Origin of the sequence: Marinobacter sp. DUT-1 (assembly GCF_050379415.1) — a bacterium.
Taxonomy (GTDB): domain Bacteria; phylum Pseudomonadota; class Gammaproteobacteria; order Pseudomonadales; family Oleiphilaceae; genus Marinobacter.
In genome coordinates this window covers 954,328-977,206 of the sequence record NZ_JBNRLS010000001.1, presented here as the reverse complement: position 1 = coordinate 977,206, position 22,879 = coordinate 954,328, and the positions used below count along the sequence as shown (strand labels likewise).

24 protein-coding genes are annotated in these 22,879 nt (G+C 60.6%); 11 read left to right on the top strand and 13 right to left on the bottom strand.

Annotated elements, in window-relative coordinates; all coding sequences use genetic code 11:
* Positions 1 to 50: 50 nt before the first annotated feature.
* Positions 51 to 317, top strand: coding sequence for a hypothetical protein (locus ACQUTG_RS04510; protein ID WP_092003337.1), 267 nt, complete (start codon positions 51 to 53; stop codon positions 315 to 317).
* 233 nt (positions 318 to 550) lie between these two features.
* On the opposite strand, the gene panP is transcribed toward ACQUTG_RS04510, so the two are convergent.
* From panP to ACQUTG_RS04490, 4 genes are all read right to left on the bottom strand, one after another.
* Positions 551 to 2,227, bottom strand: a complete 1,677-nt coding sequence (gene panP, locus ACQUTG_RS04505; RefSeq protein WP_428918232.1) for a pyridoxal-dependent aspartate 1-decarboxylase PanP — start codon at positions 2,225 to 2,227, stop codon at positions 551 to 553.
* A 190-nt stretch (positions 2,228 to 2,417) separates the two neighbouring features.
* A complete protein-coding gene (locus ACQUTG_RS04500) occupies positions 2,418 to 2,759 on the bottom strand; it encodes a DUF503 domain-containing protein (RefSeq protein WP_428918231.1) in 342 nt (113 codons plus the stop codon).
* Positions 2,760 to 2,992: 233 nt separating this feature from the next.
* Positions 2,993 to 4,693 (bottom strand): acyl-CoA dehydrogenase family protein, encoded by a 1,701-nt coding sequence (locus tag ACQUTG_RS04495; protein ID WP_428918230.1) that lies wholly within the window; start codon positions 4,691 to 4,693, stop codon positions 2,993 to 2,995.
* Positions 4,694 to 4,695: 2 nt separating this feature from the next.
* A complete protein-coding gene (locus ACQUTG_RS04490) occupies positions 4,696 to 5,325 on the bottom strand; it encodes a TetR/AcrR family transcriptional regulator (protein WP_428918229.1) in 630 nt (209 codons plus the stop codon).
* 275 nt (positions 5,326 to 5,600) lie between these two features.
* On the opposite strand from ACQUTG_RS04490, the gene ACQUTG_RS04485 reads away from it, so the two are divergent.
* From ACQUTG_RS04485 to ACQUTG_RS04470, 4 genes are all read left to right on the top strand, one after another.
* Positions 5,601 to 5,822: a hypothetical protein gene (locus ACQUTG_RS04485; RefSeq protein ID WP_428918228.1), complete on the top strand. Its 222-nt coding sequence runs from the start codon at positions 5,601 to 5,603 to the stop codon at positions 5,820 to 5,822.
* A gap of 273 nt (positions 5,823 to 6,095) precedes the next feature.
* Entirely contained in the window at positions 6,096 to 7,118 is a 1,023-nt protein-coding gene (gene hemB, locus ACQUTG_RS04480; RefSeq protein ID WP_428918227.1) for a porphobilinogen synthase, read from the top strand.
* Positions 7,119 to 7,172: 54 nt separating this feature from the next.
* Entirely contained in the window at positions 7,173 to 9,317 is a 2,145-nt protein-coding gene (gene ppk1, locus ACQUTG_RS04475) for a polyphosphate kinase 1 (RefSeq protein WP_428918226.1), read from the top strand.
* 15 nt (positions 9,318 to 9,332) lie between these two features.
* Positions 9,333 to 10,502 carry a DUF945 family protein gene (locus ACQUTG_RS04470; RefSeq protein WP_428918225.1) on the top strand — a complete coding sequence of 390 codons (1,170 nt, stop codon included), beginning with the start codon at positions 9,333 to 9,335 and terminating at the stop codon, positions 10,500 to 10,502.
* 60 nt (positions 10,503 to 10,562) lie between these two features.
* On the opposite strand, the gene ACQUTG_RS04465 is transcribed toward ACQUTG_RS04470, so the two are convergent.
* The 5 genes from ACQUTG_RS04465 to ACQUTG_RS04445 form a co-directional block, all read right to left on the bottom strand.
* Complete coding sequence (locus tag ACQUTG_RS04465) at positions 10,563 to 10,811, bottom strand: YfhL family 4Fe-4S dicluster ferredoxin (protein WP_428918224.1); 249 nt, start codon at positions 10,809 to 10,811, stop codon at positions 10,563 to 10,565.
* A gap of 18 nt (positions 10,812 to 10,829) precedes the next feature.
* Positions 10,830 to 11,306, bottom strand: a complete 477-nt coding sequence (coaD, locus tag ACQUTG_RS04460; protein WP_428918223.1) for a pantetheine-phosphate adenylyltransferase — start codon at positions 11,304 to 11,306, stop codon at positions 10,830 to 10,832.
* A 282-nt stretch (positions 11,307 to 11,588) separates the two neighbouring features.
* Entirely contained in the window at positions 11,589 to 13,181 is a 1,593-nt protein-coding gene (locus tag ACQUTG_RS04455; protein ID WP_428918222.1) for a GMC family oxidoreductase N-terminal domain-containing protein, read from the bottom strand.
* A gap of 26 nt (positions 13,182 to 13,207) precedes the next feature.
* The gene (locus ACQUTG_RS04450; protein ID WP_428918221.1) at positions 13,208 to 13,846 is read right to left on the bottom strand and encodes a hypothetical protein; all 639 of its coding nucleotides are present in this window, start codon (positions 13,844 to 13,846) and stop codon (positions 13,208 to 13,210) included.
* A gap of 184 nt (positions 13,847 to 14,030) precedes the next feature.
* Entirely contained in the window at positions 14,031 to 15,476 is a 1,446-nt protein-coding gene (locus ACQUTG_RS04445; RefSeq protein ID WP_428918220.1) for a coniferyl aldehyde dehydrogenase, read from the bottom strand.
* A 178-nt stretch (positions 15,477 to 15,654) separates the two neighbouring features.
* Between ACQUTG_RS04445 and ACQUTG_RS04440 the strand changes: the two genes are divergently transcribed.
* Positions 15,655 to 16,323, top strand: coding sequence for a TetR/AcrR family transcriptional regulator (locus tag ACQUTG_RS04440; RefSeq protein ID WP_428918219.1), 669 nt, complete (start codon positions 15,655 to 15,657; stop codon positions 16,321 to 16,323).
* A 193-nt stretch (positions 16,324 to 16,516) separates the two neighbouring features.
* On the opposite strand, the gene yihA is transcribed toward ACQUTG_RS04440, so the two are convergent.
* On the bottom strand, positions 16,517 to 17,155 hold the full coding sequence (gene yihA, locus ACQUTG_RS04435) for a ribosome biogenesis GTP-binding protein YihA/YsxC (protein WP_428918218.1): 639 nt from the start codon (positions 17,153 to 17,155) through the stop codon (positions 16,517 to 16,519).
* A gap of 174 nt (positions 17,156 to 17,329) precedes the next feature.
* Between yihA and ACQUTG_RS04430 the strand changes: the two genes are divergently transcribed.
* The 3 genes from ACQUTG_RS04430 to ACQUTG_RS04420 all read left to right on the top strand — a co-directional run bounded on the left by ACQUTG_RS04430 (position 17,330) and on the right by ACQUTG_RS04420 (position 19,654).
* Positions 17,330 to 17,938: a c-type cytochrome gene (locus ACQUTG_RS04430; protein WP_428918217.1), complete on the top strand. Its 609-nt coding sequence runs from the start codon at positions 17,330 to 17,332 to the stop codon at positions 17,936 to 17,938.
* A gap of 157 nt (positions 17,939 to 18,095) precedes the next feature.
* On the top strand, positions 18,096 to 18,731 hold the full coding sequence (locus ACQUTG_RS04425) for a thiol:disulfide interchange protein DsbA/DsbL (protein WP_428918216.1): 636 nt from the start codon (positions 18,096 to 18,098) through the stop codon (positions 18,729 to 18,731).
* Positions 18,732 to 18,793: 62 nt separating this feature from the next.
* Positions 18,794 to 19,654: an endonuclease/exonuclease/phosphatase family protein gene (locus ACQUTG_RS04420; RefSeq protein ID WP_428918215.1), complete on the top strand. Its 861-nt coding sequence runs from the start codon at positions 18,794 to 18,796 to the stop codon at positions 19,652 to 19,654.
* Positions 19,655 to 19,721: 67 nt separating this feature from the next.
* On the opposite strand, the gene rpmG is transcribed toward ACQUTG_RS04420, so the two are convergent.
* The 3 genes from rpmG to radC all read right to left on the bottom strand — a co-directional run bounded on the left by rpmG (position 19,722) and on the right by radC (position 21,020).
* The gene (rpmG, locus tag ACQUTG_RS04415; protein WP_008173465.1) at positions 19,722 to 19,877 is read right to left on the bottom strand and encodes a 50S ribosomal protein L33; all 156 of its coding nucleotides are present in this window, start codon (positions 19,875 to 19,877) and stop codon (positions 19,722 to 19,724) included.
* A gap of 11 nt (positions 19,878 to 19,888) precedes the next feature.
* Positions 19,889 to 20,125, bottom strand: coding sequence for a 50S ribosomal protein L28 (gene rpmB, locus ACQUTG_RS04410; RefSeq protein ID WP_008939672.1), 237 nt, complete (start codon positions 20,123 to 20,125; stop codon positions 19,889 to 19,891).
* Positions 20,126 to 20,345: 220 nt separating this feature from the next.
* Positions 20,346 to 21,020 (bottom strand): RadC family protein, encoded by a 675-nt coding sequence (gene radC / locus ACQUTG_RS04405; protein ID WP_428918214.1) that lies wholly within the window; start codon positions 21,018 to 21,020, stop codon positions 20,346 to 20,348.
* 189 nt (positions 21,021 to 21,209) lie between these two features.
* Here radC and coaBC point away from each other — a divergent pair, with 189 nt between their 5' ends.
* Both coaBC and dut read left to right on the top strand, forming a co-directional pair.
* Positions 21,210 to 22,406 (top strand): bifunctional phosphopantothenoylcysteine decarboxylase/phosphopantothenate--cysteine ligase CoaBC, encoded by a 1,197-nt coding sequence (coaBC, locus tag ACQUTG_RS04400; protein ID WP_428918213.1) that lies wholly within the window; start codon positions 21,210 to 21,212, stop codon positions 22,404 to 22,406.
* Positions 22,403 to 22,864, top strand: a complete 462-nt coding sequence (dut, locus tag ACQUTG_RS04395) for a dUTP diphosphatase (protein WP_428918212.1) — start codon at positions 22,403 to 22,405, stop codon at positions 22,862 to 22,864. The genes coaBC and dut overlap by 4 nt, the downstream gene beginning before the upstream one ends.
* Positions 22,865 to 22,879 lie beyond the last annotated feature (15 nt).

Sequence of the window (22,879 nt, the reverse complement as noted above, 5' to 3'; positions counted from 1 at the left end):
TGAAAAAGGGGGTGTCTCGCCCCCGAGCCTATCTGTCCGGGGAGTGAAGTATGAGTTCATCCGTTGAAAGCCGTCAGGCTAAGATGATTGACGAGCTGAGGACCTTCATCAAGAAGGTGCTCAGCGATCCGACCATTGCCGTGAAGTCCATGGAAATCGCCCGCAAACACCGCGGCCAGCCCAACGCCAACGAGCTGATTGCCGAGGAAATCAGTGCCAGCACCAATATCCGGATTCCGGAGAACTGGAGCGAGGCGGACCGGATGTTCCTGGATATCATCCACGATGTGCTGGATGACGAAGAGGCGCTTTACTGATCAAGATATTGCGAGACCTTCGTAATGTCTGGCCAGGGCCGAATGCGCACGATTGGTCTGACTGAACCTCGGAGCGGGGAAGGGGGAGGGATCTCCCAAAACCGTGCGGAGCCATGGATGGCGGAGCCGAGCGTACAGGGACGTATTCACAGCGTGTTTTGGGAGATCCCTCCCCTTTTCACGCGGACTTAGGTTAACCCCCTTGCCTTGAAGCCTGTCTAGCACCCCAGACCTCAGGCCTGTCGTGCGCTCGGCTCGTGTTGCTTGAGAACCGCGTCGGCCATCTGGTGCAGGATCGTCATCTCGTCAGAAATCCCTTCGTCTTTCGACAGCTCCCGCTGTTCTTTCAGAATATCCGACAGGATTTCCCTGGTGGTCAGCGGATTGGCCAGCACCACCCGGAAAACGATACACGGGAAGTGGTAGTAACGGGCCGGCTCCAGCCGGGTCCGGGAGACGAACGCCTTGCCCCGCTCCCGCTGGGTTTTCTGGATAAACTTGGTGATCCGGTTCAGGCAGGTGTTCAGCTTTTCCGCCTGTAGCTCATCCGCCACCGCAAGCGCCTGCTGCACGTCCTCCGGGCAGTAGCGGTAGGTGAGGATGTTCAGCTCCGGCTTGGTGACCAGTTCGAAATCCGCCTCGGCGTTGATCATGTCGGCAAACGTGTGGGCCTTCTCGATACCCTGGTCGATCAGGATCTCGTAGCCCTCGCGGCCGAGGATCTTCAGGCCGGAATGGATCAGCATGGACATGCCCGGGCGGGAGCCTTCCAGGGTGGTGCTGCCCAGGTCCCGGGAGCCCTTACGGATGATGTACTGGGCGTGATGTTCCACCGCGGTTGGCAGGGTGGGGTCCTTGAACACCACCAGGCCGGCGCCCATGGGCACGTACAGCTGTTTGTGGGCGTCGAAGGTGACCGAGTCCGCCTTCTCGATGCCGCGCATCAGGGGCTTATAGGTACGGGAGAACAGGGTCGGCCCGCCCCAGGCGGCATCCACGTGGAAGTGGGCGCCGAATTCCCGGGCTATGTCGGCCACGGCATCCAGCGGATCCACATTGCCGGTTTCGGTGGTGCCGGCCACGCCACAAATGGCCAGGACCTTGATCTTCTGCTTCTGCAATTCCAGACACTTGCCCCGCAGGGCATCCGGCTGAAGACGGTTCTCGTCGTCGGTATCCACCGGCACCAGGGCATCGCGGCCGAGGCCGAGGACGTCGGCAGCCTTGCGCAGGGAGTAGTGGCCGCGGCGGGACACCAGGATGGCAGCACCTTCATAACCGTAGTATTTCAGGGCCCGGAACAGACCTTCCTGGTGCAGACCGCGGAAGCTACCTTCCGCCGGGAAGGCGCGGTTGCGTGCGACCCACAGGGCAGTCAGGTTGGCAATGGTGCCGCCGGAGCACATGACACCCAGGGTGTGGCGGGGGTCGTGCATCCACTTGCGGTAGAAGGAACCGTCTTCCTGGTACACCAACCGGTGAATCATGCCCAGCACCTGGCGCTCCATGGGCGTAAAGGCCTTGGAGGTTTCGGTCTTCACCAGGTTCTGGTTCAGGGCGATCATGATCTTGGACAGCGGCAGCATGAAGTAGGGCAGCGCCGAGGTCATGTGCCCGATGAAGGCCGGGGACGCGGTGTGTACCGAGTTGGCCACGAGCTTGTCCAGCAGGAACTGGGCCTGCTCGGACACGAACACGGGTTTCTCCGGGATGTTGTACTCGGCGAAGTCTTTCTCGACTTCCGACAGGTCCCGTTCGACCGCAACGATGTGCTCCTGCAGGAAGCCTGCAAGGTTGCGGGAGATGTCCTGGTCGATTCGGCTGAGAGTGGATTCCGGTGCCTCGGGCACGGTGAATACACGGTACATCGCCTCGACCGAGGCCTGGGCGGATTTTTTCTTTCCGGTCATAGGCACCACACAGAATCAGTGGTCGTCCGCGGGGCTGGTTCCGGATGCCCCCCGGATTCGGCCGGATCCATGTCCGGCATTGGCAAACTGTAAACCTGCATCTGGCAGGTGCGCTGACGTCCCTGAGGGGGCGTAGTATACGGCCTGGCAGGCGGCTGCGCCACACGCCACTGCCACGGAGCCCCGGGAATCAGAGAATTTCGCGCTGCACTTCCAGTATGGCAGCATCAATGCGTTCCTGGATTGCTTTTTCAACCAGGTCCAGGCGTTGGCTGATCTGCTGGGAAGAGGTGCCCAGGGCGGCGATGGTCCAGGTGGCGCAGTCGAGGGCCTCAAGGTCAGCGGTCTCGGCCACCGCCAGGTCCGGTTCTTTGCCCCAGACGGCCCGCAGTGCGGTGAACACCTTGCGTTTGGCTTTGAGGTCTTCGCAGCCATAGAGCTGGAAGTGCAGGGTCATAACGCCCACATGGGGGGTGATGACGGGCTGCTGGCGGTTGCTTTCGTTGAGCAGTTTTCTGAGTGCTTCAGACATAGACTTGGGTGCAGGAACCGACGGGGAACCCCTTTCCAAAACACGCTGTGAATACCCCTCTGGGGTCCAGCCAGCAATCCTAGATTGCTGTCGTTCTGCTATCGCATGAAGCTTCGCTTCATCAGCGCTCTGCTTCCCCCCTGTACGCTCTGCTCCGCCATCCATGGCTCCGCAAGGTTATGGAAAGGGGTTCCCCGCCGGTTCCCGGATCTCTCGGTTGGATTCTATTGTCTCTAGCCTACTACAGGGGTGGCACGTTTGATAATGGCCGCGGCGTCGGTGCCCGAGGGCAGGTTGCCGTAGTTCATGCCGCCGTTGCTCTCCAGTCGGGAGGCGCAGAAGGCGTCGGCCACCGCACTGGGGGCATTGCGGATCAGCAGTGAGGCTTGCATGGCCAGCGCCATGCGATCCACCAGATTGCGGGCGCGGTACTGGAAATCGCTGATGTCGGCGAAGTCGTTCTGCAGCTGTGCCAGGAAGCGGTCGAAGCGGGCGTCGGCGCCTTTGGCCTCGGTGGCCTCGCGGAAGAAGGCCTCGAGGGTGTCGGGTTCTTTCTGCATGGCCCGGAGGGTGTCCAGGCATTGCACGTTGCCGCTGCCTTCCCAGATGGCGTTGACCGGGGATTCCCGGAACAGGCGGGGCATGATGCAGTCTTCCATCACGCCGCTGCCGCCGATGCATTCCATGGCCTCGTAGGCGTGGTTGGGGGTGCGTTTGCAGATCCAGTATTTGCCGACCGGGGTCGCCAGGCGGGCGAGCAGGCGTTCGTGTTCCTGGTCCTGGTTGTCCAGGGCGCGGGCGATGCGCATGGTGTAGGCCAGCGCCGCTTCACTTTCCAGGGCGAGGTCGGCCAGGACGTTCTGCATCAGCGGCTGGTCGATAAGACGGTTGCCGAAGGCGCTGCGATGACGGCAGTGGTGGGTAGCCTGCGCTACGGCCTGGCGCAGGCCGGCAGAGCTGCCGATCATGCAGTCGAAACGGGTCATGGCGACCATCTCGATGATGGTGGGAACGCCTCGGCCTTCCTCGCCCACCATCCAGGCCAGGGCGCCGCGAAGTTCCGCTTCACTGGAGGCGTTGGCGATGTTGCCCATCTTGTTCTTCAGGCGCTGGACCTGCCACGGGTTCTTGGTACCGTCCGGGCGCCAGCGGGGCATCAGGAAGCACGACAATCCGCCCGGAGCCTGGGCCAGGACCAGGAAGGCATCGCACATGGGCGCAGAGACGAACCACTTGTGGCCCACCAGTTCGTAGGCCTGGCCGGGGCCTTCTGTGCCGATCGGGTAGGCAAGGGTGCTGTTGGCCCGGACATCGCTGCCGCCCTGCTTCTCGGTCATAGCCATGCCGATGGTGACGGAACTCTTTTCGGTGTGTGGCACGTTGCGGGGATCGTAGCTGTTGGCCAGGATCTTCTGTTCCCATTCCCGGGCCAGCTCCGGTTGTTTGCGGATCGAGGGGATGGCGGCAAAGGTCATGGTGACCGGGCAGCAGTGGGCCGCCTCGACCTGGGAGTGCATGTAATACTGTGCGGCCCGGGTAACATGGGCGCCGGTGCCGGGGTTGGTCCAGGGGCTGCTGTGCAGGCCGTTTTCCAGGGCGATGCGCATCAATTCGTGGTAGGACGGGTGGAAGTCCACTTCGTCGATGCGATGGCCGAAGCGGTCGTGGGTATTGAAGGCCGGTTTGTTGGCATTGGCGCGAAAGCCGAGATCGATGGTGGCAGCCTTCCCCGCCAGGTCGCCGAAGGCACGCAGGGTGTCCACGGCGTGGCCGGCGCCTTCCCGTTCCGCGGCCTCCCGGAGCGCCTGGTCGTGGTCGAACAGGTTGTAGTTCTCCAGGGCTGGCGGCTGGTTGGTGACTTCATGGGTCACCGCAAGGTAGCGGTCCCCGGTGAAGGGTGCGCTTACTTCGGGCTTGGGCTGACGGGCGGTCATGGCTACCTCCTGGTGCCGGTCAACCCCTGCATGCAAAAACGGATGATGGAGTTGACCAGTTTGTTTTTGTCGATATCGGCAATGGTTATCTGGCCGGCCAGCGTCGGTGACAGCGGGCCCACCAGGCTTTCAGCAATGGCGCCGACCAGGCAGGTACTGCTCTGGCGGGCGTCCTGATCCGGAATGCAGCCTTCCTCGATGCCATCCCGGATCGCCTTTTCAAACAGTTCGGCGTAGGCCCTGCGATAGACCAGCCGTTCTTCTTCCAGTTTCGGGTCCACCGGCTCGGCAATCAGTGCCCAGGCCATCATCGGCCCGCGCATGGCCCGTTCCGCGAACTGGCGGAGCGCGGCCTCGAGCCTGACGGCGGCATCCCCGTTGGTATTCAGGGCTTCCGCGACCTTATCCACTTCACGCTGGGTAGCGGTCCGGAAGATTTCCGCAAACAGGTCCTCTCTGGATTCGAAATGCCGGTAAATAGTTCCCGTGGCAACGCCGGCCACGCCCGCAATGCGGGTAATACGGGCACTCCGGAACCCTCCGTTGGCGACGCATTCATAGGTGCAGTCGATGATGCGTTGGCGTGCCTGCGCCTTGCGCTGGCGCATTTTCTCCGTTTCGCGATAGGCCATGCCGGCTCCTTGTAAGCAGTGAATCATTATTCATTTCTTGTGTCAACGAATCAGGGTGCGCATCCCCTGTTATTTTGTCACGTAAAATCATGGGCTTATTTCTTGTTACAAAAAATTACAAAAAAGGCGTTGCCAGGAAATAGCGCGGTAAACAAAACGAGATTATAAAGACGCCAAGACGAGGCCGCAGGCGGTATTTTCGTCGAAACAGAGTGAGTTCACCCGCCGGGTCGGACATCACTTTCGGACCTGTTTTCGTTGATGGAGAGAAGACCATGAGTGAATTCGACGAAAGCAACCTGGAGCAGTCAGGAAACTGGAGCAGCGACAGCGACGACACCCATTCCGTTGCCGGTCGCGCCCGGGTACGTGCGCAGCTGGAGGCTGACATTGCAGCCTTCTTGCAGCAGGGCGGCCAAATCCAGCAAGTGGATACCGCCTTCCGTTCCGACTCGCCTCGCAAGGTGGACGTGGGGTTCAATAATCGTTCCCTCTGATTTCGGCAGGGGGTGGAGCAGCTCCGCCCCCTGTCCCTTGACTGGCCGTTTCACGATATTTTGCTGCTGATGATAGCAGCTGGCTGGGTAGTTGGCCGACTCTGTCCATTGCCCCATACGGGGCCTGTTGTCATATAACTGTCACCGACCCCTGCTACGGTCTCCCCGGCAACTGCAACCACGGGCCCTTGCCGTGTATCATGGCGAGAGCAGGCGTTCCGGCGCCAGGCAACCAGTCCATCCCTACACTGTTGCTTTACCAGGAGGTTACCCGTGCCAAGTTCCACGTCCCGTTCGTTCCCCGCGACCCGTTTGCGCCGCAACCGGGCCAGCGACTTTTCCCGCCGGCTGGTCCGGGAAAACCAGCTTACTCCGGACAACCTGATTTATCCGGTCTTTGTGCTGGAGGGGGAAGGGCAGCGGGAGACGGTGCCGTCCATGCCCGGTGTTGAACGTCTGAGCATTGACCTGCTGGTTGAGCAGGCAGCGGAACTGGTGGATCTGGGGATTCCCGCGGTGGCCCTGTTTCCGGTGGTGCCGGCGGACAGGAAGAATCTATCAGGCTCCGGTGCCTGGGATTCCGACGGCCTTGCCCAGCGGGCAGTGCGCGCCCTGAAAAAAGCTTTTCCGGAACTGGGGGTTATTACCGACGTGGCGCTGGATCCGTTCACCACCCATGGCCAGGATGGCATCATCGATAATGACGGGTATGTGTTGAATGATGTCACCGTTGAAGCCCTGGTAAACCAGGCACTGTCTCACGCCGACGCCGGCGCCGATGTGGTGGCACCCTCGGACATGATGGATGGCCGGGTTGCGGCTATCCGGGACGCCCTGGAGACTGCCGGATATGTGAACACGCGGATACTGGCCTATTCTGCCAAGTATGCGTCGAGCTACTACGGCCCGTTCCGGGATGCGGTGGGTTCTGCGGCCAATCTGGGTAAAGGCAACAAGGCGACCTACCAGATGGATCCCGCCAACAGCGACGAAGCCCTGCACGAGGTGGCGATGGACCTGGCCGAGGGGGCTGACATGGTGATGATCAAGCCCGGCATGCCCTACCTGGACATCGTGCACCGGGTAAAGAAAGAGCTTCAGGTGCCCACCTTCGTATACCAGGTGAGCGGTGAATACGCCATGCACATGGCAGCAGCGGAGAACGGCTGGCTCGATGGCGACGCGGTGATGATGGAGAGCCTGATGGCCATGCGCCGGGCCGGCGCCGACGGCATCCTGACCTATTTTGCGGTTCGGGCCGCCCGTCTGATGCGGGAACAGCGGTGCGGATCCTGACACACTGGAACGCAGCCCCGGCCAATCGGGGCGCAAGCGCGGAATCGAGGAACGATGACAACTGAAACAGCGAAAACACAGGCGGTGGTGGATGGTGACCAGAGTGTTCCGGCGCCGGTGGCAGTCCCACCCACCGGTGAAGAGATCAATCTGGATGCCAGCGAAAACTACTTCAATCGGGAACTGAGTCTGCTGCAGTTCAATTATCGGGTGCTGAAGCAGGCTCTGGACACCACCCATCCGCTGATCAACCGCCTGATCTTCTGCTGTATTTTCAGCAGTAACATGGACGAATTCTTCGAGATCCGGGTTGCCGGTCTGCGCCAGCAGATGAAGTATGGCCGTGAAACCATCGGTGCCGACGGGATGATGCCGGAGCAGGCCCTTGGCGAGATCAGCCGGGTTGCCCACGAGTATATCCACGAACAATACGACATCCTCAACAATGTCCTGATTCCGGAAATGGAGCGGGAAAACATCCATTTCGTCCGCCGCCGGGAATGGACGCCGGAACAGGCTGAATGGGTGCGCAACTACTTCGAGGACGAGATCCTGCCGGTGGTCAGCCCCATCGGCCTGGATCCGTCCCACCCGTTTCCCCGCCTGGTCAACAAGAGCCTGAATTTCATTGTTGAACTCGATGGCAAGGATGCCTTCGGCCGCGAGACCGGCATGGCGATCGTGCCGGCACCCCGGTCCCTGCCACGACTGGTACGTTTGCCGGACGAGGTCTGTAATGGCGGTGAAAACCTCGTGTTCCTGTCCTCGATGATCCACGCCCACGCTGACGAACTGTTCCCGGGCATGGAAGTGAAGGGCTGCTACCAGTTCCGTCTGACCCGTAACGCCGACCTCGAGTTGGAAGACGACCTGGAGGATCTGGCCTCGGCCCTGCGCGGTGAGCTGCTCAGCCGCCGTTTCGGCGACGGCGTACGACTCGAAGTGGCAGACAATTGTCCACAGGAACTGGTGCAGTTCCTGTTGACCGAATTCGGCCTGACCGAGCGTGATCTGTACCAGGTGCATGGACCGGTGAACCTGACCCGGCTGATGGCGGTCGGTGGCTTGGTGGATCGGCCGGACCTGACCTATTCCGGCTTTTCACCCTCCATCCCCCGGCTGATCCGCAGTAAGGAGTCGATGTTCGACGCCATCCGCAAGCGCCCGATCCTGCTGCTGCACCCTTATGAGAACTTCAGTCCGGTCGTGGATCTGTTGCGTCAGGCTGCCAAGGATCCCCAGGTACTGGCCATCCGCCAGACCCTGTATCGCACCGGTGCCGATTCCGAGATCGTCGAGGCCCTGGCGGACGCGGCTCGCCGCGGCAAGGAAGTCACTGCCGTCATCGAATTGCGGGCGCGCTTCAGTGAGGCCGAGAATCTGGAGTTGGCCAGCCGCCTGCAGGAAGCGGGCGTGATCGTGGTGTACGGCGTGGTGGGTTACAAGACCCACGCCAAGATGATCCTGATTGTACGCCGCGAAGAGGGCCGCCTGCGGCGTTACGTGCACCTGGGAACCGGCAACTACCACGCCGCCAATGCCCGGTTGTATACTGACTACAGTTTCCTGACCTGCGACGAGTCCATCGGTGACGACGTCAACAAGCTGTTCCAGCAGCTCACCGGCATGGGCAAGGCCCTGAAAATCAAGAAACTGTTCCATTCACCGTTCACCCTGCACAGCCGCCTGTTGAGTCTGATCGACCGGGAAGCGGGTTTCGGCGAGAAGGGCCGGATCATTCTCAAGTTCAATGGTCTGACCGAGATCCAGCTGATCAAGGCGCTGTACCGGGCGTCCCAGGCCGGGGCCAAGATCGATCTGATCATCCGGGGGATCTGTTGCCTGCGCCCGGAAGTGCCCGGGCTGTCCGATAACATCCGGGTCCGTTCGATCATCGGCCGGTTCCTGGAACACACCCGGGTCTACTATTTCGGTAACAACGGTCGCCCGGAGGTGTACTGTTCAAGTGCCGACGGCATGGAGCGGAATCTGCTCAGCCGGGTGGAGACCGCCTTCCCCATCGAGGACCCGGCGCTGGTGGCGCGCCTCCGGGAAGACCTGGATACCTACCTGGCCGACAACTGCCAGTCCTGGATGCTGCAGCCGGATGGCAGCTACATCCAGAATCAGCCGGCCGAGGATGAGGAACGCTTTGCATCCCAGCTGGTCCTGCTCGAGCGACTGACGGGCAAAACCTGACAAACGGAGGCGCCAGTGAAGCGCGCATGGATTGTGGCTGGTGTGGCACTGCTGGCTGGTGGTGGCATCCTGCCCTGGGGCGTTGGGTACCTGACCGAGCATCAGTGGCAGCGGGCGGTCACCGAGGTGAACGACACCCAGCCGTTCATGCAGGTGGACACCCGAGATTACCAGCGCGGCATACTGGGCGCCGAGGTGCGCGGCACGCTGGTGCTGCAGGATCCCGAAGCCGGCGAGAACCGCCCCCTGGAGTTCGTCGCCCACGTCACCCACGGGATAACCGGCAGCCTGATGACCTTCGAGCCGGCTGGCGGCTGGTCCTCAATGGAGGCTGACTGGTTTCCGGGCGAGGATCCCACATTGACCCTGGAAACCCGGCTCTGGGGTGAGGTGACGCTGAAGCTGGATCTGCCCGAGTTGACGATCTCCGATCCCGATATGGAGGTTCGGGTTGTGGGCCTGCAGCTGGACCAGTCCCTGGAGCACCTGAGTGGCGATGTCTGGACCGGGCAGGGGGAAGTGCGGCTGGATTCCCTGGGGGTCTCCCCGGTCGGCGGCTCGCCGGTCAGTCTGTCGGACGTGATTGTCACCAGTACCAGTGAACCCCGGGACGACGACACCCGCCTGGATTCCCGGGTCGAGTTCAACCTGGGTCAGGTGGATGTCTTGGATGGGGCCTATGGTCCGCATCGGCTGGTCTTTGCCCTGGACAACCTGGAGGTCGCCAGCTGGAATCAGTTGGCGAACGGGATGGCTGAGCTTCAGGCCAACACCCTGGAGGGCGGTCAGAATACCGGGTTCGAGCGGCAGATGCAGGCCATGGAACAGGTCAACCAGGCGTTTCGACGCCTGGCAGCGGCGGGTTTTTCCATGGCCATACCGGAGCTCAGAGTAGCGACACCGGAAGGTGATATCCGGGGCCATATGGAAATCCGCCATCCTGAACTGGATGCGGAGCAAGCGTCGTCAATGCTGCTGGTGATGCAGGGGCTGACCGGTGATCTGAATCTGACCTTGCCCCTGGCACTGGCCGAGCAGAACCCGGCAGTCATGCTGCAGTTGGCGCCACTGATCAAGCAGGGGTTGTTGGTCCAGGAAGGGGACCGCCTGGTGATGAAGGGGCAAATGGAAGATCTGCTTCTGACGGTGAACGGTATCGAGATCCCGTTGCCGCCTCTGCTCTGATTTTTACAGGTCCGGATACAGAAAAGCCCCGGACTCCGGGGCTTTTCTGTATCCGGTCACTCAGTTGCCGGTCAGGCGATGGTATTTCTCCATCAGCTGTTCGCGGTTTTCCGGGCGCTCGGGATCCAGCGGAATGCAGTCCACCGGGCATACCTGCTGGCACTGGGGTTCGTCGTAGTGGCCGACGCACTCGGTGCACTTGTCGGGATCGATCACGTAGATCTCATCACCCGGGGAAATTGCCTCGTTCGGGCATTCCGGTTCACAGACGTCGCAGTTGATGCATTCGTCGGTAATCATCAGGGCCATCTTGCGGGTACCTCAGACTCAGTTGAACTTCTGCTTCAGAGCGGCCTCAACGGCGGGATCGACGAATTCTGATACATCTCCGCCCAGGGAGGCGATTTCCCGGATCAGGGTGGAGGAGATGTAGGACAGGTGGTTCGAGGGTGTCAGGAAGACACTTTCCACTTCCGGGGCCAGCCGGCGGTTCATGTCCGCCAGCTGGAATTCATACTCGAAGTCGGAGACGGCGCGCAGGCCCCGCAGGATGACGGTGGCGCCCTGTTCCCGGACGAAGTCGGCCAGCAGGTTGCTGAAGCCGGTGACGGTCACATTCGGCAGGTGGGCCGTTGCTGCTCTGACCAGTTCACAGCGTTCTTCCAGGTCGAAGAGGGGCTGTTTCTTGGGGTTGTAGGCGACGGCGACGACGATTTCGTCGAACATGCGGCCGGCGCGTTCGATGAGGTCGGTGTGGCCGTTGGTGATTGGGTCGAAGGTGCCCGGATAGATGACTTTGGACATGCACAGCTCCTTTCTTCGCTGGGTGCAATCATATCAGCATTCTCGGGGGTTCTGTAGTTGCCTTATGCGGTCCCGGGGCCCTGGAGTAGGTATGAGAGTGATGGGGGTGCGGCCAATTGGGAGGGTTGTTCCGGGAAACGCTCAAGCACGTCCCTGTGGCGCTTGAGCTCCGCCATCCATGGCTCCGCACATTCCCGGAACAACCCTCCCAATCGGCCGCCTCTGACTTCCTGCAGGCCGCCCCGATACTCTGGGACAAGTGGTACGAACGTGTCGAGTCGATCAGATCTTGAGTCGATTGGCCAGTCGCGTACTGTTCCGCGCTGAAAGTGCATAAACTGACAACTGCGGATTCGCCCCGATGCTGGTCGGGAAGATCGAGGCGTCGTGGACGCTCAGGTTGCTGACATGGTGGTGTTCCCCGAAGCCGTTGACCACCGATTCTTCCGGATTGGCGCCCATGCCGCAGCCGCCCATCTGGTGGGCGGTGAACAGGCGGACGCGGTGCAGTTCCATGGGGAGCTGGTCGATGGCGGCTTTGGCGTCGGCCCAGCTACTGTACCAGTCGGAGTCCAGATGCATGAGGCGGACGCGTTTGGCGCCGGCGGCGAACTGGATTTCGGCCATGGTGTAGAAGGCGCGGCGCAGGCCGTCCCAGAGGTAGTCGGTGACCGGGTAGTCCAGATACGGGCTGCCGTCGTCGCGCAGGCCGATGGTGCCGCCTGGGCTGTCGGGGTGGAAGCCGTCCCGGAGCAGGGCGATGACGGAGTTCATCCAGGGCAGGCGGGCCATGGTGTTGATCTGGGTGTCACCGTGGCCCGGGATGACGCCGCTGGACATGGCAGGATGCAAAGGGGGCACTTCGAGTTTGTAGCCCACCGGGCCGTCGACGCCGCCGCTGAAGTTGAAGTGGTCGGAGTAGATGGACTGGGGCGCGCCGTAGAAGGGTTCGACTTTTTCGGGCATTTCCGCGACGCAGGCGTTGACCGGGTGGATGAAGGACCGTTTGCCGATCCGGTTATGGGGGTCGGGGATACCGGAGCGCAGCAGCAGGCCCGGGGTGCCGATGGCACTGGCGGCGGCGACGAAGTGTCGGGCCTTCAGGGTGACGGTGATGCCGGAGGGCGTGATGCCGTCGGCGGCCATGGCGCTGGCCTGGAGGTGGTCGACCCGGTCCTGGTCCATCACGAGTTTGTCCGCCCGCAGGCCGTGGATCAGGTGGGCATCGTTATCCAGTGCTCCCGGAACGGTGGTCAGCAGGGCGCCCTGTTTGGCGTTGGTGGGGCAGCCGACGCCGCAGTATCCCAGGTTCCAGCAGCCTTTGACGTTGCGGGGAATGACTTTCCAGCTGTAACCGAGCTGGTCGCAGCCCTGGCGCAGGATGTCGTTGTTGACGTTGGGTTCCACCGCCCAGGGTTCCATGTTGTGGCGTTGTTCCCGGCCATCGAACCAGGGGGCCATGGGGTCCGGGGCGAGAGCGTCCAGACCGAAGCGTTCGGCCCAGTAGTTCAGGGTGGCGTCCGGGGTGCGGAAACTGCTCGTCCAGTTCACGGTGGTGGAACCACCAACGCAGCGGCCCTGGAGAATGGCGATGGCGCCATCTTTGGTGACCCGGCTCATGCCTTCCTGGTACAGGCTGGCGTAGGCGCTGAGCTCGTCCATCTTGAAGTCTTTCTGATAATACAGCCGGCCCTCTTCCACAAGGATGACCGACAGGCCGCTTTTGGCCAGGATCTCGGCGGTGGTGCCGCCCCCGGCGCCGGTGCCGATCACCACGACATCGGCTTCAAGGGTGCGGTTCTCGGTCAGGGTGGCGCCATCGGTGACTTTCCAGCCGGATTCCAGGCCCTGGGCGATACGATCTTTTAACTGCATGGTTGGCTCCGTCAATCAGCTGGGTGTCACACGTTCTGGAACTGGGGGAGGGCATCCACCGCCCATTGCGGCGGCCCCGGGTAACCGGAGAGATGCCAGAAATCCTCGTAACCATAGAACGCCACGTTGCTGATCTTGGTCAGGGCAATATAACCGTTGTTGAACAGGCCGATACCGCTGGTACGCCAGCGCTCCAGGAACGCATCGGCCTCCTCGGCAGTCACCTTGGGCCAGCTCGACCACACCCGGGCGATGGTGACGCGGGTCAGTCCGAAGTTGAGCAGATCGAACAGGCGCCGCAATTCCTTCTGGTTCGCCGGCCCGAAGTTGTGGATGCCCGCATCGATTCGCTCGATGGTACCGGCGATTGCCATGCGCCGCGCCTGCGGCTGCTCCGGCAGCCCGGGGCCGATAGTCGCCGGGAGCAGGGCCTCGAACAGCTGGATATCGTCGGAAGTCAGGAAACGGAACTCGTAACTGGCATCCATGCGCGTGCCCACCGCGCTCACTCGGCCGGCTGGGGTCGAGCTACAACCGCTCAGGCCGGCTGTGGCGCTGACGGTACCCAGAAAAATGGCTCCGCCGAGTCCGGTTTTCAGAAAACTTCGGCGGTCAAGGTTGGCGAAATCGGAGGAAGTTGAACGTACTTCGGATTGATCGTTCATCGGACCTTTCTCTTTTATTGTTGTAATGCGGCCTGCAACCAAACCGGGCGTCGGTGATGGGCATTCCTTTCCGGGACTGTGCAAAACAGGGATGTTTTGCTCAAGCCTACAGGGACGTATTCACGGCGTGTCCCGGAAAGGAATGCCCATCGCCGACAGGCACCCAGACTCACAGGCAAAAGAATCAGCGAATAAAGAACCGGTAAACCAGCCTGTGCATGGCGGTCCCGTGCGGAGCATAGACAAACTTGCCGCTGTTGAACTTCTGCTTGGTGAAGATCCCCCGGTGATGGGAGAAAGTCAGGAAGCCTTCGCGACCGTGATAGTGCCCCATGCCGGAATCCCCGATACCACCGAACGGCAGATCGTCCTGGGCCACATGCATCAGCGCATCGTTGATGCACATGCCGCCGGAGTGGGTGTTCTCAACCACGTGCTGCTGCTCATCCTTGTCGTAACCGAAGAAGTACAGCGCCAGCGGGCGTGGACGGTCATTGATGTAGTGGATGGCCTCATCCAGGGTGCCGTAGGCCACCACCGGCAGGATCGGACCGAAAATCTCGTCCTGCATCACCTTCATGTCCGGGTTTGCCTTGAGAACCAGAGTCAGCGGAATCTTCCGGGTGCCATCCTTCAGGTCCTCACGGGCCGGGTTGATCTCGATCAGCTCCGCGCCTTTCTCCCTGGCGTCTTCCAGGTAATCCTGCAGACGGTCGTATTGGCGCTCGTTGATGATCGCGGTGTAATCGTCGTTGTCCCGCAGGCTCGGGTACATTTCTGCGAAACGGGAACGGAATTCATCCACAAAAGTCTGCACCCGGTCTGCCGGGCACAGCACATAGTCCGGCGCGACACAGGTTTGTCCGGCGTTGAAGGCCTTGCCGAAGGCAATGCGCTGGGCTGCGTCTTCCATGGGTACATCCGGGGAAACGATAGCCGGCGACTTGCCGCCCAGCTCCAGGGTCACCGGCGTGAGATTCTCCGCCGCCGCGCGCATCACCAGCTTTCCGACCGACGTGGAGCCGGTGAACAGCAGGTGGTCAAAGGGCCGGGAGGAGAAATCGGCAGCCACATCCGCTTCGCCATTGATCACCGCGACCAGGTCCTCGGCAAAGTTGTCTTCGATGATTTCCTTGAACAGCGCCGAGGTGTGCGGGGTGTACTCGGACATCTTGATCATGGTGCGGTTGCCGGCGGCCAGGGAGGCCACCAGGGGACCGACCGCCAGGTACAGCGGGTAGTTCCATGGCACGATCACGCCTACCACGCCCTTGGGCTGGTAGTGCACCTTGTTGCTGGCGGGCTGGAACAGCACCGAGACATGGCGCTTGGACGGTTTCATCCAGTCGGCGAGGTTCTTCAGCGTGTAGTTGATGCCCTGGATCGACGGCATCACCTCGGCAATCAATGATTCGTCCCGGGACCTGCAGCTGAAATCCCGGTCAATGGCTTCCACGAGGCGGTCCTGATTGCTGAGCAGCGCGCGTTTCAGGCGCTTCAGGTTGTCCTGCCGCTCGGTCAGCGAGGGCGAGGGATTGCCCCGGAAGGCCTTTTTCTGCGCTGCGAATACCCGGTGGGTATGCTGGATGTGTTTTTTGCTCTCCGTGAGCTGGACGACGGTAGCAGCCATGACATTCTCCCCTGGGCAGCCGGCACCACGACCCGGCAACCTGTTTTGTGGTGTGGCCAAAAAATAGCCAGTTTGCATCAGGGACTATTATTAGAGTATATACTCTAGGCAGTCAAGCAAGCGCCGATGGCCGATCGGGCCAGTCGAGCGAAAGATCACAACCAGTGCTCACAACTTTATGAAAACGAGAGACAAAATCCTCCTTGCCAGTCTCGATCTGTTCAATGAACGAGGCGAGCGCAATGTCACCACCAATCACATTGCCGCCCACCTGGCAATCTCGCCCGGTAACCTCTATTACCACTTCCGCAACAAGTCGGACATCATCTACGAGATCTTCCTCGAGTATGAAAAACTGGTGGACTACTACCTGGATATCCCCCGGGACCGGTCGCTGACCCTGGACGACCTGACCTTTTATCTCGAATCCGTGTTTGACGGACTCTGGAGCTACCGGTTCTTTCACCGGGACCTGGAATACCTGCTCGACAGCGATACCCGCCTGCGCAAGGATTACCGGGAGTTCACCAATCGTTGCCTGGCGGCGATCAGTCAAATCTTCGAGAAGATGTCGGAGGCAGGGATCATCGAACCCCAGCCCGAGGACCTGCGCTCGGCCATGTCGCTGAACGTCTGGCTGGTGATCACCAACTGGATGGCGTTCCTGAAAACCGCCCATGCCGCAGATGAGCCGGCCAGCCTCAGCCTGACGGAATTGAAGCAGGGCATCTACCAGGTGCTTACCCTGGAGATCCCCTATCTGACCACGGATTACCGGGAACAGGTGATGGCGCTTCGGGAAAAGTACCGGCCGTCACTTCCGGAGTCGGCCGGGCCGGCCGTCTGAACCGGGCAGAGTAAGTGAAAGGCGAAGTGTTGGGTAAAAAATGAACGATTCGGGAACTTCAGGCGTGGATGCCGGTCTTAGAAGTGACGTTGGGAATTCGGACATTCCTTGCGTCTCCTGAGTGAGTTCTCAGGTTTTAGCACGTCGCAAACCCTGACGTTTCACCGGTCTGTCGCCTGGCAGACCGGTTTTTTTATGCCAGTTCCGGCGCTTCCCCCTCCAGCCAATTGCTCAGTGCATCCCGACATTCTTCAACGCCCCGTTTGGAAGTGGCCGAGAACATGATCAGGTGCTCCACGCACTGGTAGGTTTTCAGCTTTTTGGCGATGCCCAGCATGGCGGTCTTGGCCTGACCGAATTTCAGTTTGTCGGCCTTGGTAGCCAGAATCATCAGCGGAAGGTGGTTATGTTCGCACCATTCCACCATCATTTGGTCGAAATCAGTCAACGGGTGGCGGATGTCCATAACCAGGACCAGGCCCCGCAGACACCGGCGGTCATTCAGGTAATGGCCCAGGTGTTGCTGCCAGTCGTCCTTCATGTCCCGGGATACCTTGGCATAGCCATAGCCCGGTAGGTCCACCAGGCGGCACCCTTCCCGGTTCAGGGAGAAGAAGTTGATCAGGCGGGTGCGTCCGGGAGTCTTGGAAGTACGGGCCAGCTTGCCGTTGGCGGTGATGGCATTAAGCGCACTGGATTTGCCGGCGTTGGAGCGACCGGCAAAGGCGACCTCGGCCCCGACATCGGGCGGACACTCTTCCAGCCGGGACGCGCTGATCAGGAATCGGGCGCTGTTAAAAGAGATGGATTTTTGAGTCAGATCAGGGTCCACAACAGTTGGCTTTCCTTTGGATTTCAGTTATTGGCGATTAATGTATAATGCTACACCAATTCCGGGCGGCGCGCTGCGCGTGGCCGCTTTCAGTCCCGGTTTTGAGCCTGCCTGGTCAGCGCCTGCCGGCTGCATGATGAAGAATACCTTTAAGATGAGAGAAGCGGAGCGAGCATGAAAAAACTGATCGCAGGAGTTGTTCTTGGTGTAAGCCTTACAACGCTGGCACACGGAGCAGGAGATCCCCAGGCAGGTGAACAGAACGCAGCGGTATGTGCAGGCTGTCATGGCCAGGGTGGCCAGAAGCCGGTAATGGGTGTGTACCCGAAGCTGTCCGGACTGGGTGAGAAATACCTTTATGACCAGCTGGCTGCTATCAAGGCCGGTGACCGTGCCATCCCGGAGATGACCGGTCTTCTGGATAATATGTCGGAGCAGGATCTGCAGGATCTGGCGGCTTATTTCGATAGCCAGGACATGATCGTGAGCCAGGCCAGCCCGGACACCATCGACCAGGGCGCAGCACTCTACCGTGGCGGCAACCTGGCGACCGGTGTGCCGGCGTGCGCGGGCTGCCATAACCCTCAGGGCAAGGGTAACGAGCCGGGTGGCTACCCCGCTTTGGGTGGTCAGAATGCCGAGTATGTCATCAAGCAGCTGCAGGCTTACCGTGACGGCTCCCGAAACACCGGTTCCAACGCCGCCATCATGATGGACGTTGCCGCCAAGCTGACCGACGCCGAAATCGAGGCTGTCGCCAACTACGTTTCCGGTCTCAACTGATATCGGAACGTGTTGCTGGAAAACCCCGCCCTGGCGGGGTTTTTTGTTGCTTGCTTACCATCCTGTAATACACCGCTGTCGGCTCCGTTGTGGAACTTTTGCCGATTGCTGGGTCATAATCCCTCACAAAATGCATTCAGGAAATCGGAGACGTTGAATGATCAGATCACTTGGAGTGGCAGCATTTCTGGCGATGGCCGTCGCCGTTACGGGAACCGCCAGTGCCCAGAGCTGGGAGGAGGGTGTGCACTATCGCAAGCTTGAAACGCCGGTCCGCACCGCAAGTGAAAGTGGAGTCGAGGTGGCCGAGGTGTTCTGGTACGGCTGCCCCCACTGTTACAACTTCAAGCCGTTGGCCGAGGCCTGGGAAGCCGATGCCCCGGATTACGTGAATTATGTTCGTATTCCGGCAGCGCTGGGGCGTTCCTGGGAGCCCCATGCCAGGGCGTTTTACGCCCTCGAGGCCATGGGTGAGCGGGAGAAGGTGCATGATGCTCTGTTTGATGCCCTGGCCGGTGAGCGCCGGCCCCTGAACGACGGCGAATCCCTGGCAGATTTCGTTGCTGGGTACGGTGTGGACCCGGAGGAGTTTCTCAAAAATTACAACAGCTTCGGTGTGAACGCGAAGATGCAGCAGGCCCAGGCCAAAATTCGCGGCGCACGGGTTACCGGCACACCGACTATGCTGATTGATGGGAGATACACAGTGACGGCCTCCATGGCTGGTGGTCACGAGGCCGTATTGAAGGTTGTGGATTACCTGGTGGAGAGGGAGCACGACGCCGGGCAATGACAGATAGCCCGGTGGCGCGGCCTTGCCACCGGGCCATAAAGGCAGGAAGAGACTGCCGGCCTATGTACAAGCGTATTCGCAAACAGATTGATGGAATGCTGAAGTCGGAGCAGGAGCCGAGAGGTCGCTGTTCCGGTTTCGAGCATGTGCCGGAATTCGAGCCCCACCGCCATATCCGGCTGCTGACCTTCAATATCCAGGTGGGCATCAATACCACGTCCTACCGCCACTATTTGACCCGCAGCTGGCAGCATGTCCTGCCTTATCGCAATCGTATCGAGAACCTGGATCGGATTGCCCGGCTGGTCAGCAATTACGATGTGGTGGCGCTGCAGGAATGCGATGGCGGCAGCCTCCGTAGCGGTTTTATCAATCAGGTGCAATACCTGGCCGAGGCGGCAGGAATCCCTTACTGGTATCAGCAGCTGAACCGGAACATGGGGCAGATTGCCCAGCACTCCAATGGCCTGCTCAGCCGGTTCCGCCCTCTGGATGTCACCGAGCACCGTTTGCCGGGGCTGATTCCCGGGCGGGGTGCCATCATCGCGCGCTATGGTGTGAAAGAGGATCCCCTGGTGCTGGTTCTGATGCACCTGTCCCTGAGCAAAGCCGCGCAGCAGCGGCAGTTGGGCTATATCCGGGAACAGATTGCGGATTATCGGCATGTGGTGCTGATGGGCGACATGAATGCCCACGCCGAGCAGCTTCTGACCCAGACTCCTCTGAAACAGACCGACCTGATTCCATTACCGGAGACCGCGCACAGTTTTCCGAGCTGGCGCCCGGAGAAGGCGCTGGACCATATCCTGGTCAGTCCGAGCCTGGAAATCCGCCGGTCAGAGGTGGTGAGCTATCCGGTCTCCGACCATCTGCCCATTGCCATGGATGTGGCGTTGCCGAAGGGGTACCTGGAAACCTTCTGATGTTTTTCACGGGCACAAAAAAACCCGGCAGATCATGCCGGGTTTTTTTGTGAAGGCCGGATCAGGATTACTTGATCTTGGCTTCCTTGTACGCAACGTGCTTGCGGACAACCGGATCGTACTTTTTGATCTCGATCTTTTCCGGAGTGTTACGCTTGTTCTTTTTGGTCGTGTAGAAGTGACCAGTGCCTGCTGAAGATACCAGCTTGATTTTCTCGCGCATGATGCGGCTCCTTATACCTTCTCGCCGCGGGCACGAAGATCGGCCAGCACAGCGTCAATGCCTTTTTTGTCGATGATGCGCATGCCCTTGGTGGATACGCGCAGCTTCACGAAACGCTTCTCGGACTCAACCCAGAAACGATGGTTCTGCAGATTCGGCAGAAAACGACGACGAGTGTGATTCATCGCGTGGGATACGTTGTTACCGGATACCGGACGCTTACCGGTAACCTGACAAACTCTGGACATACTTGCCTCCGACCTGAGCAGTGGTCTCTATCAATACGAATTCGTTTTTAATGCGTCTCTGGTTGCCGGGGAGCCTGCTTGCTCCCTGTTCGCGCCTTGTAAACGGAACGCTGCCTGCCAGACGCCGCCAGAAAGGGACGCTTTTATACCAGAACTCGCCCCCCAACGCAAAAAATTGTTGGGAAATTGGCCAGTATCCGGGGCGTCATTTTGCTGACAGTCACATCAATCCTCTTTCGGCGAAGGATATTACCTCACCGTGGCCGACAACCATATGGTCAAGAACCCTGATATCCACCAGACCCAGGGCCTCCTTCAGGCGTCGGGTCAGGGAAATGTCGGCCTGGCTGGGTTCCGCCACACCCGAGGGATGGTTGTGGGCAAAGATGACCGCAGCAGCGTTGTCCTCCAGTGCCTGGCGAACCACCTCCCGGGGGTAGACGGCGGCGCCGTCGATGGTGCCCCGGAACAGTTCCCGGTAATGGAGGACCCGATGGCGGTTGTCCAGGAACAGACCGGCAAACACTTCGTGGGGATAGGTTCCCAGCCGGCTGGTGAGAAACCGGCGGGTGTCGGCCGGTGAGCGTAGTGGATCACCCTGGCGCAACGGTTCGTCCATCACCCGCCGGGACATCTCCAAGGCGGCCTGGACCTGGGCGTACTTGGCGGTGCCCAATCCCCTGACCTGGCAGAATTGCCGGCGGGAGGCCGTCAGCAGCCCGCGCAGGCCGCCGAACTCGTCAATCAGGTGCCTTGCCAGGGCCATCACTGGCATGCCGGCGGTGCCTGTGCGGAGAAAAATGGCCAGTAATTCGGCGTCGGAAAGGGATTCTGGGCCGTGCGCCAGCAAGCGTTCCCGGGGGCGCTCGTCTGCCGGCCAGAGAGAAGTGGGCATGCCTGGCTTCCTTGCATCTGGTGGTGGTTGTGTTGGCGCTTCCTGCACCGTGAATGGTTTCTCAGGGTTACAAAGGTTACTTGAAAAAGTAACATTCGGTAAATGTTAAGATTTCCGCTCCGTGCTGTTCCTGATAACCGAGCGTGCTATCTTATAACCCTTTTCAATATAAGGAATTGTGGAGCCGATATGGGCGCCAAACGAATTCTTTTGGGAGTAACCGGTGGCATTGCCGCCTACAAGAGTGCCGAGCTGGTGCGGTTGCTGAAAAAGGCCGGCTGCGAGGTTCGTGTGGTGATGACCTCCGGTGCCGAGGCTTTCGTAACTCCGCTGACGTTTCAGGCATTGAGCGGCGAGCCGGTGCGGACCTCGCTGCTGGATCCCGAGGCAGAAGCCGGCATGGGTCACATTGAACTGGCCAAGTGGGCCGAACAGGTGGTGGTGGCTCCGGCCTCGGCCGATTTCATGGCCAGGCTGGCCAACGGCTTGGCCAATGACCTGCTGACTACCGTCTGCTGTGCCACTGATGTGCCCATTGCCCTGGCGCCGGCGATGAACCAGGCCATGTGGCGCAATTTTCGGACCCAACGCAACCTGGCGATGCTGAACGAAGATCCCCAGATCAGGGTCTGGGGCCCCGATCAGGGCGATCAGGCCTGTGGCGATACCGGTCCCGGCCGCATGCTGGAGCCGGAAGCTCTGGCGTCGTTGATTCTGGATGAGCACCAGGGTCCGCTAAGCGGCAAGCGGGTAGTGATCACCGCGGGGCCTACCCGGGAACCGCTGGACCCGGTCCGATACATCAGCAATCATAGCTCCGGCAAGATGGGCTATGCGTTGGCCGATGCGGCCAGGGCTGCCGGCGCCAGGGTCATCCTGGTGAGTGGGCCGGTAACCATCGCACCGCCACCGGGCGTGGACGTACGGTCGGTAATGACTGCCGAGGATATGCTCACACAATCCATGGCTGCCGTGGATGAGGGGTGCGACGTTTTCATTGCCACCGCGGCCGTGGCTGATTACCGCCCGGAGATTTGCGCCGGCGACAAGATCAAGAAATCCAGCTCAGCCATGTCCCTGGCGCTTGTGCGTAATCCGGATACCCTGGCGACGGTGGCGGCGCGCGCGGACGCGCCCTATACCGTGGGCTTTGCGGCGGAAACTACCGATGTGGCCCGTTATGCCACCGACAAGATGGCCCGGAAGAAGCTGGACATGATCGTCGCCAACGACGTTTCTGCTCCGGGACTGGGCTTCAACAGCGACAACAACGCGGTCACGGTATTCTGGCCCGGCGGGCAGGAACAGATCGGGCCGGACAGTAAACAGACCATTGCCACCCGGCTGGTGGCGCTCATTGGTGAACACCTGGAAGCGACTACATGACTAAAAAGACCTTGCAGGTCCGGATCCTTGATGACCGGATCGGTACCAGCCTCCCGTTTCCCGAGTATGCGACCGAAGGTTCTGCCGGCCTGGACCTGAGAGCCTGTCTGAAAGAGTCGTTGGTGCTGGAGCCCGGGCAGACCCAGCTGATCCCCACCGGGCTGTCGATCCATATTGCCGATCCGTCCCTGGCGGCGATGATTCTCCCCCGCAGCGGGTTGGGCCATAAGCACGGCATCGTACTGGGTAACCTGGTCGGCCTGATTGACTCCGATTACCAGGGAGAGCTGATGGTGTCCTGCTGGAATCGTGGCAACACCACTTTCACGGTCAACGTAGGCGAGCGTATCGCGCAGCTGGTACTGGTGCCGGTCGTGCAGGCGGACTTTGAAGTCGTGGATGAATTTGACGCCAGTGTCCGGGGCGAGGGTGGCTTCGGCTCTACCGGGAGCCACTGATTGCCCCGGGTTCAT

Bases quoted from the DNA above. Each gene is read 5' to 3' on its own strand.
- rpmB (WP_008939672.1), bottom strand. From the start codon at position 20,125: ATGTCCAGAGTTTGTCAGGTTACCGGTAAGCGTCCGGTATCCGGTAAC.
- ACQUTG_RS04500 (WP_428918231.1), bottom strand. From the start codon at position 2,759: ATGTCTGAAGCACTCAGAAAACTGCTCAACGAAAGCAACCGCCAGCAG.
- ACQUTG_RS04465 (WP_428918224.1), bottom strand. From the start codon at position 10,811: ATGGCCCTGATGATTACCGACGAATGCATCAACTGCGACGTCTGTGAA.
- ACQUTG_RS04430 (WP_428918217.1), top strand. From the start codon at position 17,330: ATGAAAAAACTGATCGCAGGAGTTGTTCTTGGTGTAAGCCTTACAACG.
- ACQUTG_RS04445 (WP_428918220.1), bottom strand. From the start codon at position 15,476: ATGGCTGCTACCGTCGTCCAGCTCACGGAGAGCAAAAAACACATCCAG.
- ACQUTG_RS04450 (WP_428918221.1), bottom strand. From the start codon at position 13,846: ATGAACGATCAATCCGAAGTACGTTCAACTTCCTCCGATTTCGCCAAC.
- coaD (WP_428918223.1), bottom strand. From the start codon at position 11,306: ATGTCCAAAGTCATCTATCCGGGCACCTTCGACCCAATCACCAACGGC.
- ACQUTG_RS04495 (WP_428918230.1), bottom strand. From the start codon at position 4,693: ATGACCGCCCGTCAGCCCAAGCCCGAAGTAAGCGCACCCTTCACCGGG.
- panP (WP_428918232.1), bottom strand. From the start codon at position 2,227: ATGACCGGAAAGAAAAAATCCGCCCAGGCCTCGGTCGAGGCGATGTAC.
- rpmG (WP_008173465.1), bottom strand. From the start codon at position 19,877: ATGCGCGAGAAAATCAAGCTGGTATCTTCAGCAGGCACTGGTCACTTC.
- radC (WP_428918214.1), bottom strand. From the start codon at position 21,020: ATGCCCACTTCTCTCTGGCCGGCAGACGAGCGCCCCCGGGAACGCTTG.
- ACQUTG_RS04455 (WP_428918222.1), bottom strand. From the start codon at position 13,181: ATGCAGTTAAAAGATCGTATCGCCCAGGGCCTGGAATCCGGCTGGAAA.
- coaBC (WP_428918213.1), top strand. From the start codon at position 21,210: ATGGGCGCCAAACGAATTCTTTTGGGAGTAACCGGTGGCATTGCCGCC.
- ACQUTG_RS04510 (WP_092003337.1), top strand. From the start codon at position 51: ATGAGTTCATCCGTTGAAAGCCGTCAGGCTAAGATGATTGACGAGCTG.
- dut (WP_428918212.1), top strand. From the start codon at position 22,403: ATGACTAAAAAGACCTTGCAGGTCCGGATCCTTGATGACCGGATCGGT.
- ACQUTG_RS04490 (WP_428918229.1), bottom strand. From the start codon at position 5,325: ATGGCCTATCGCGAAACGGAGAAAATGCGCCAGCGCAAGGCGCAGGCA.
- ACQUTG_RS04440 (WP_428918219.1), top strand. From the start codon at position 15,655: ATGAAAACGAGAGACAAAATCCTCCTTGCCAGTCTCGATCTGTTCAAT.
- ACQUTG_RS04425 (WP_428918216.1), top strand. From the start codon at position 18,096: ATGATCAGATCACTTGGAGTGGCAGCATTTCTGGCGATGGCCGTCGCC.
- ppk1 (WP_428918226.1), top strand. From the start codon at position 7,173: ATGACAACTGAAACAGCGAAAACACAGGCGGTGGTGGATGGTGACCAG.
- ACQUTG_RS04485 (WP_428918228.1), top strand. From the start codon at position 5,601: ATGAGTGAATTCGACGAAAGCAACCTGGAGCAGTCAGGAAACTGGAGC.
- ACQUTG_RS04420 (WP_428918215.1), top strand. From the start codon at position 18,794: ATGTACAAGCGTATTCGCAAACAGATTGATGGAATGCTGAAGTCGGAG.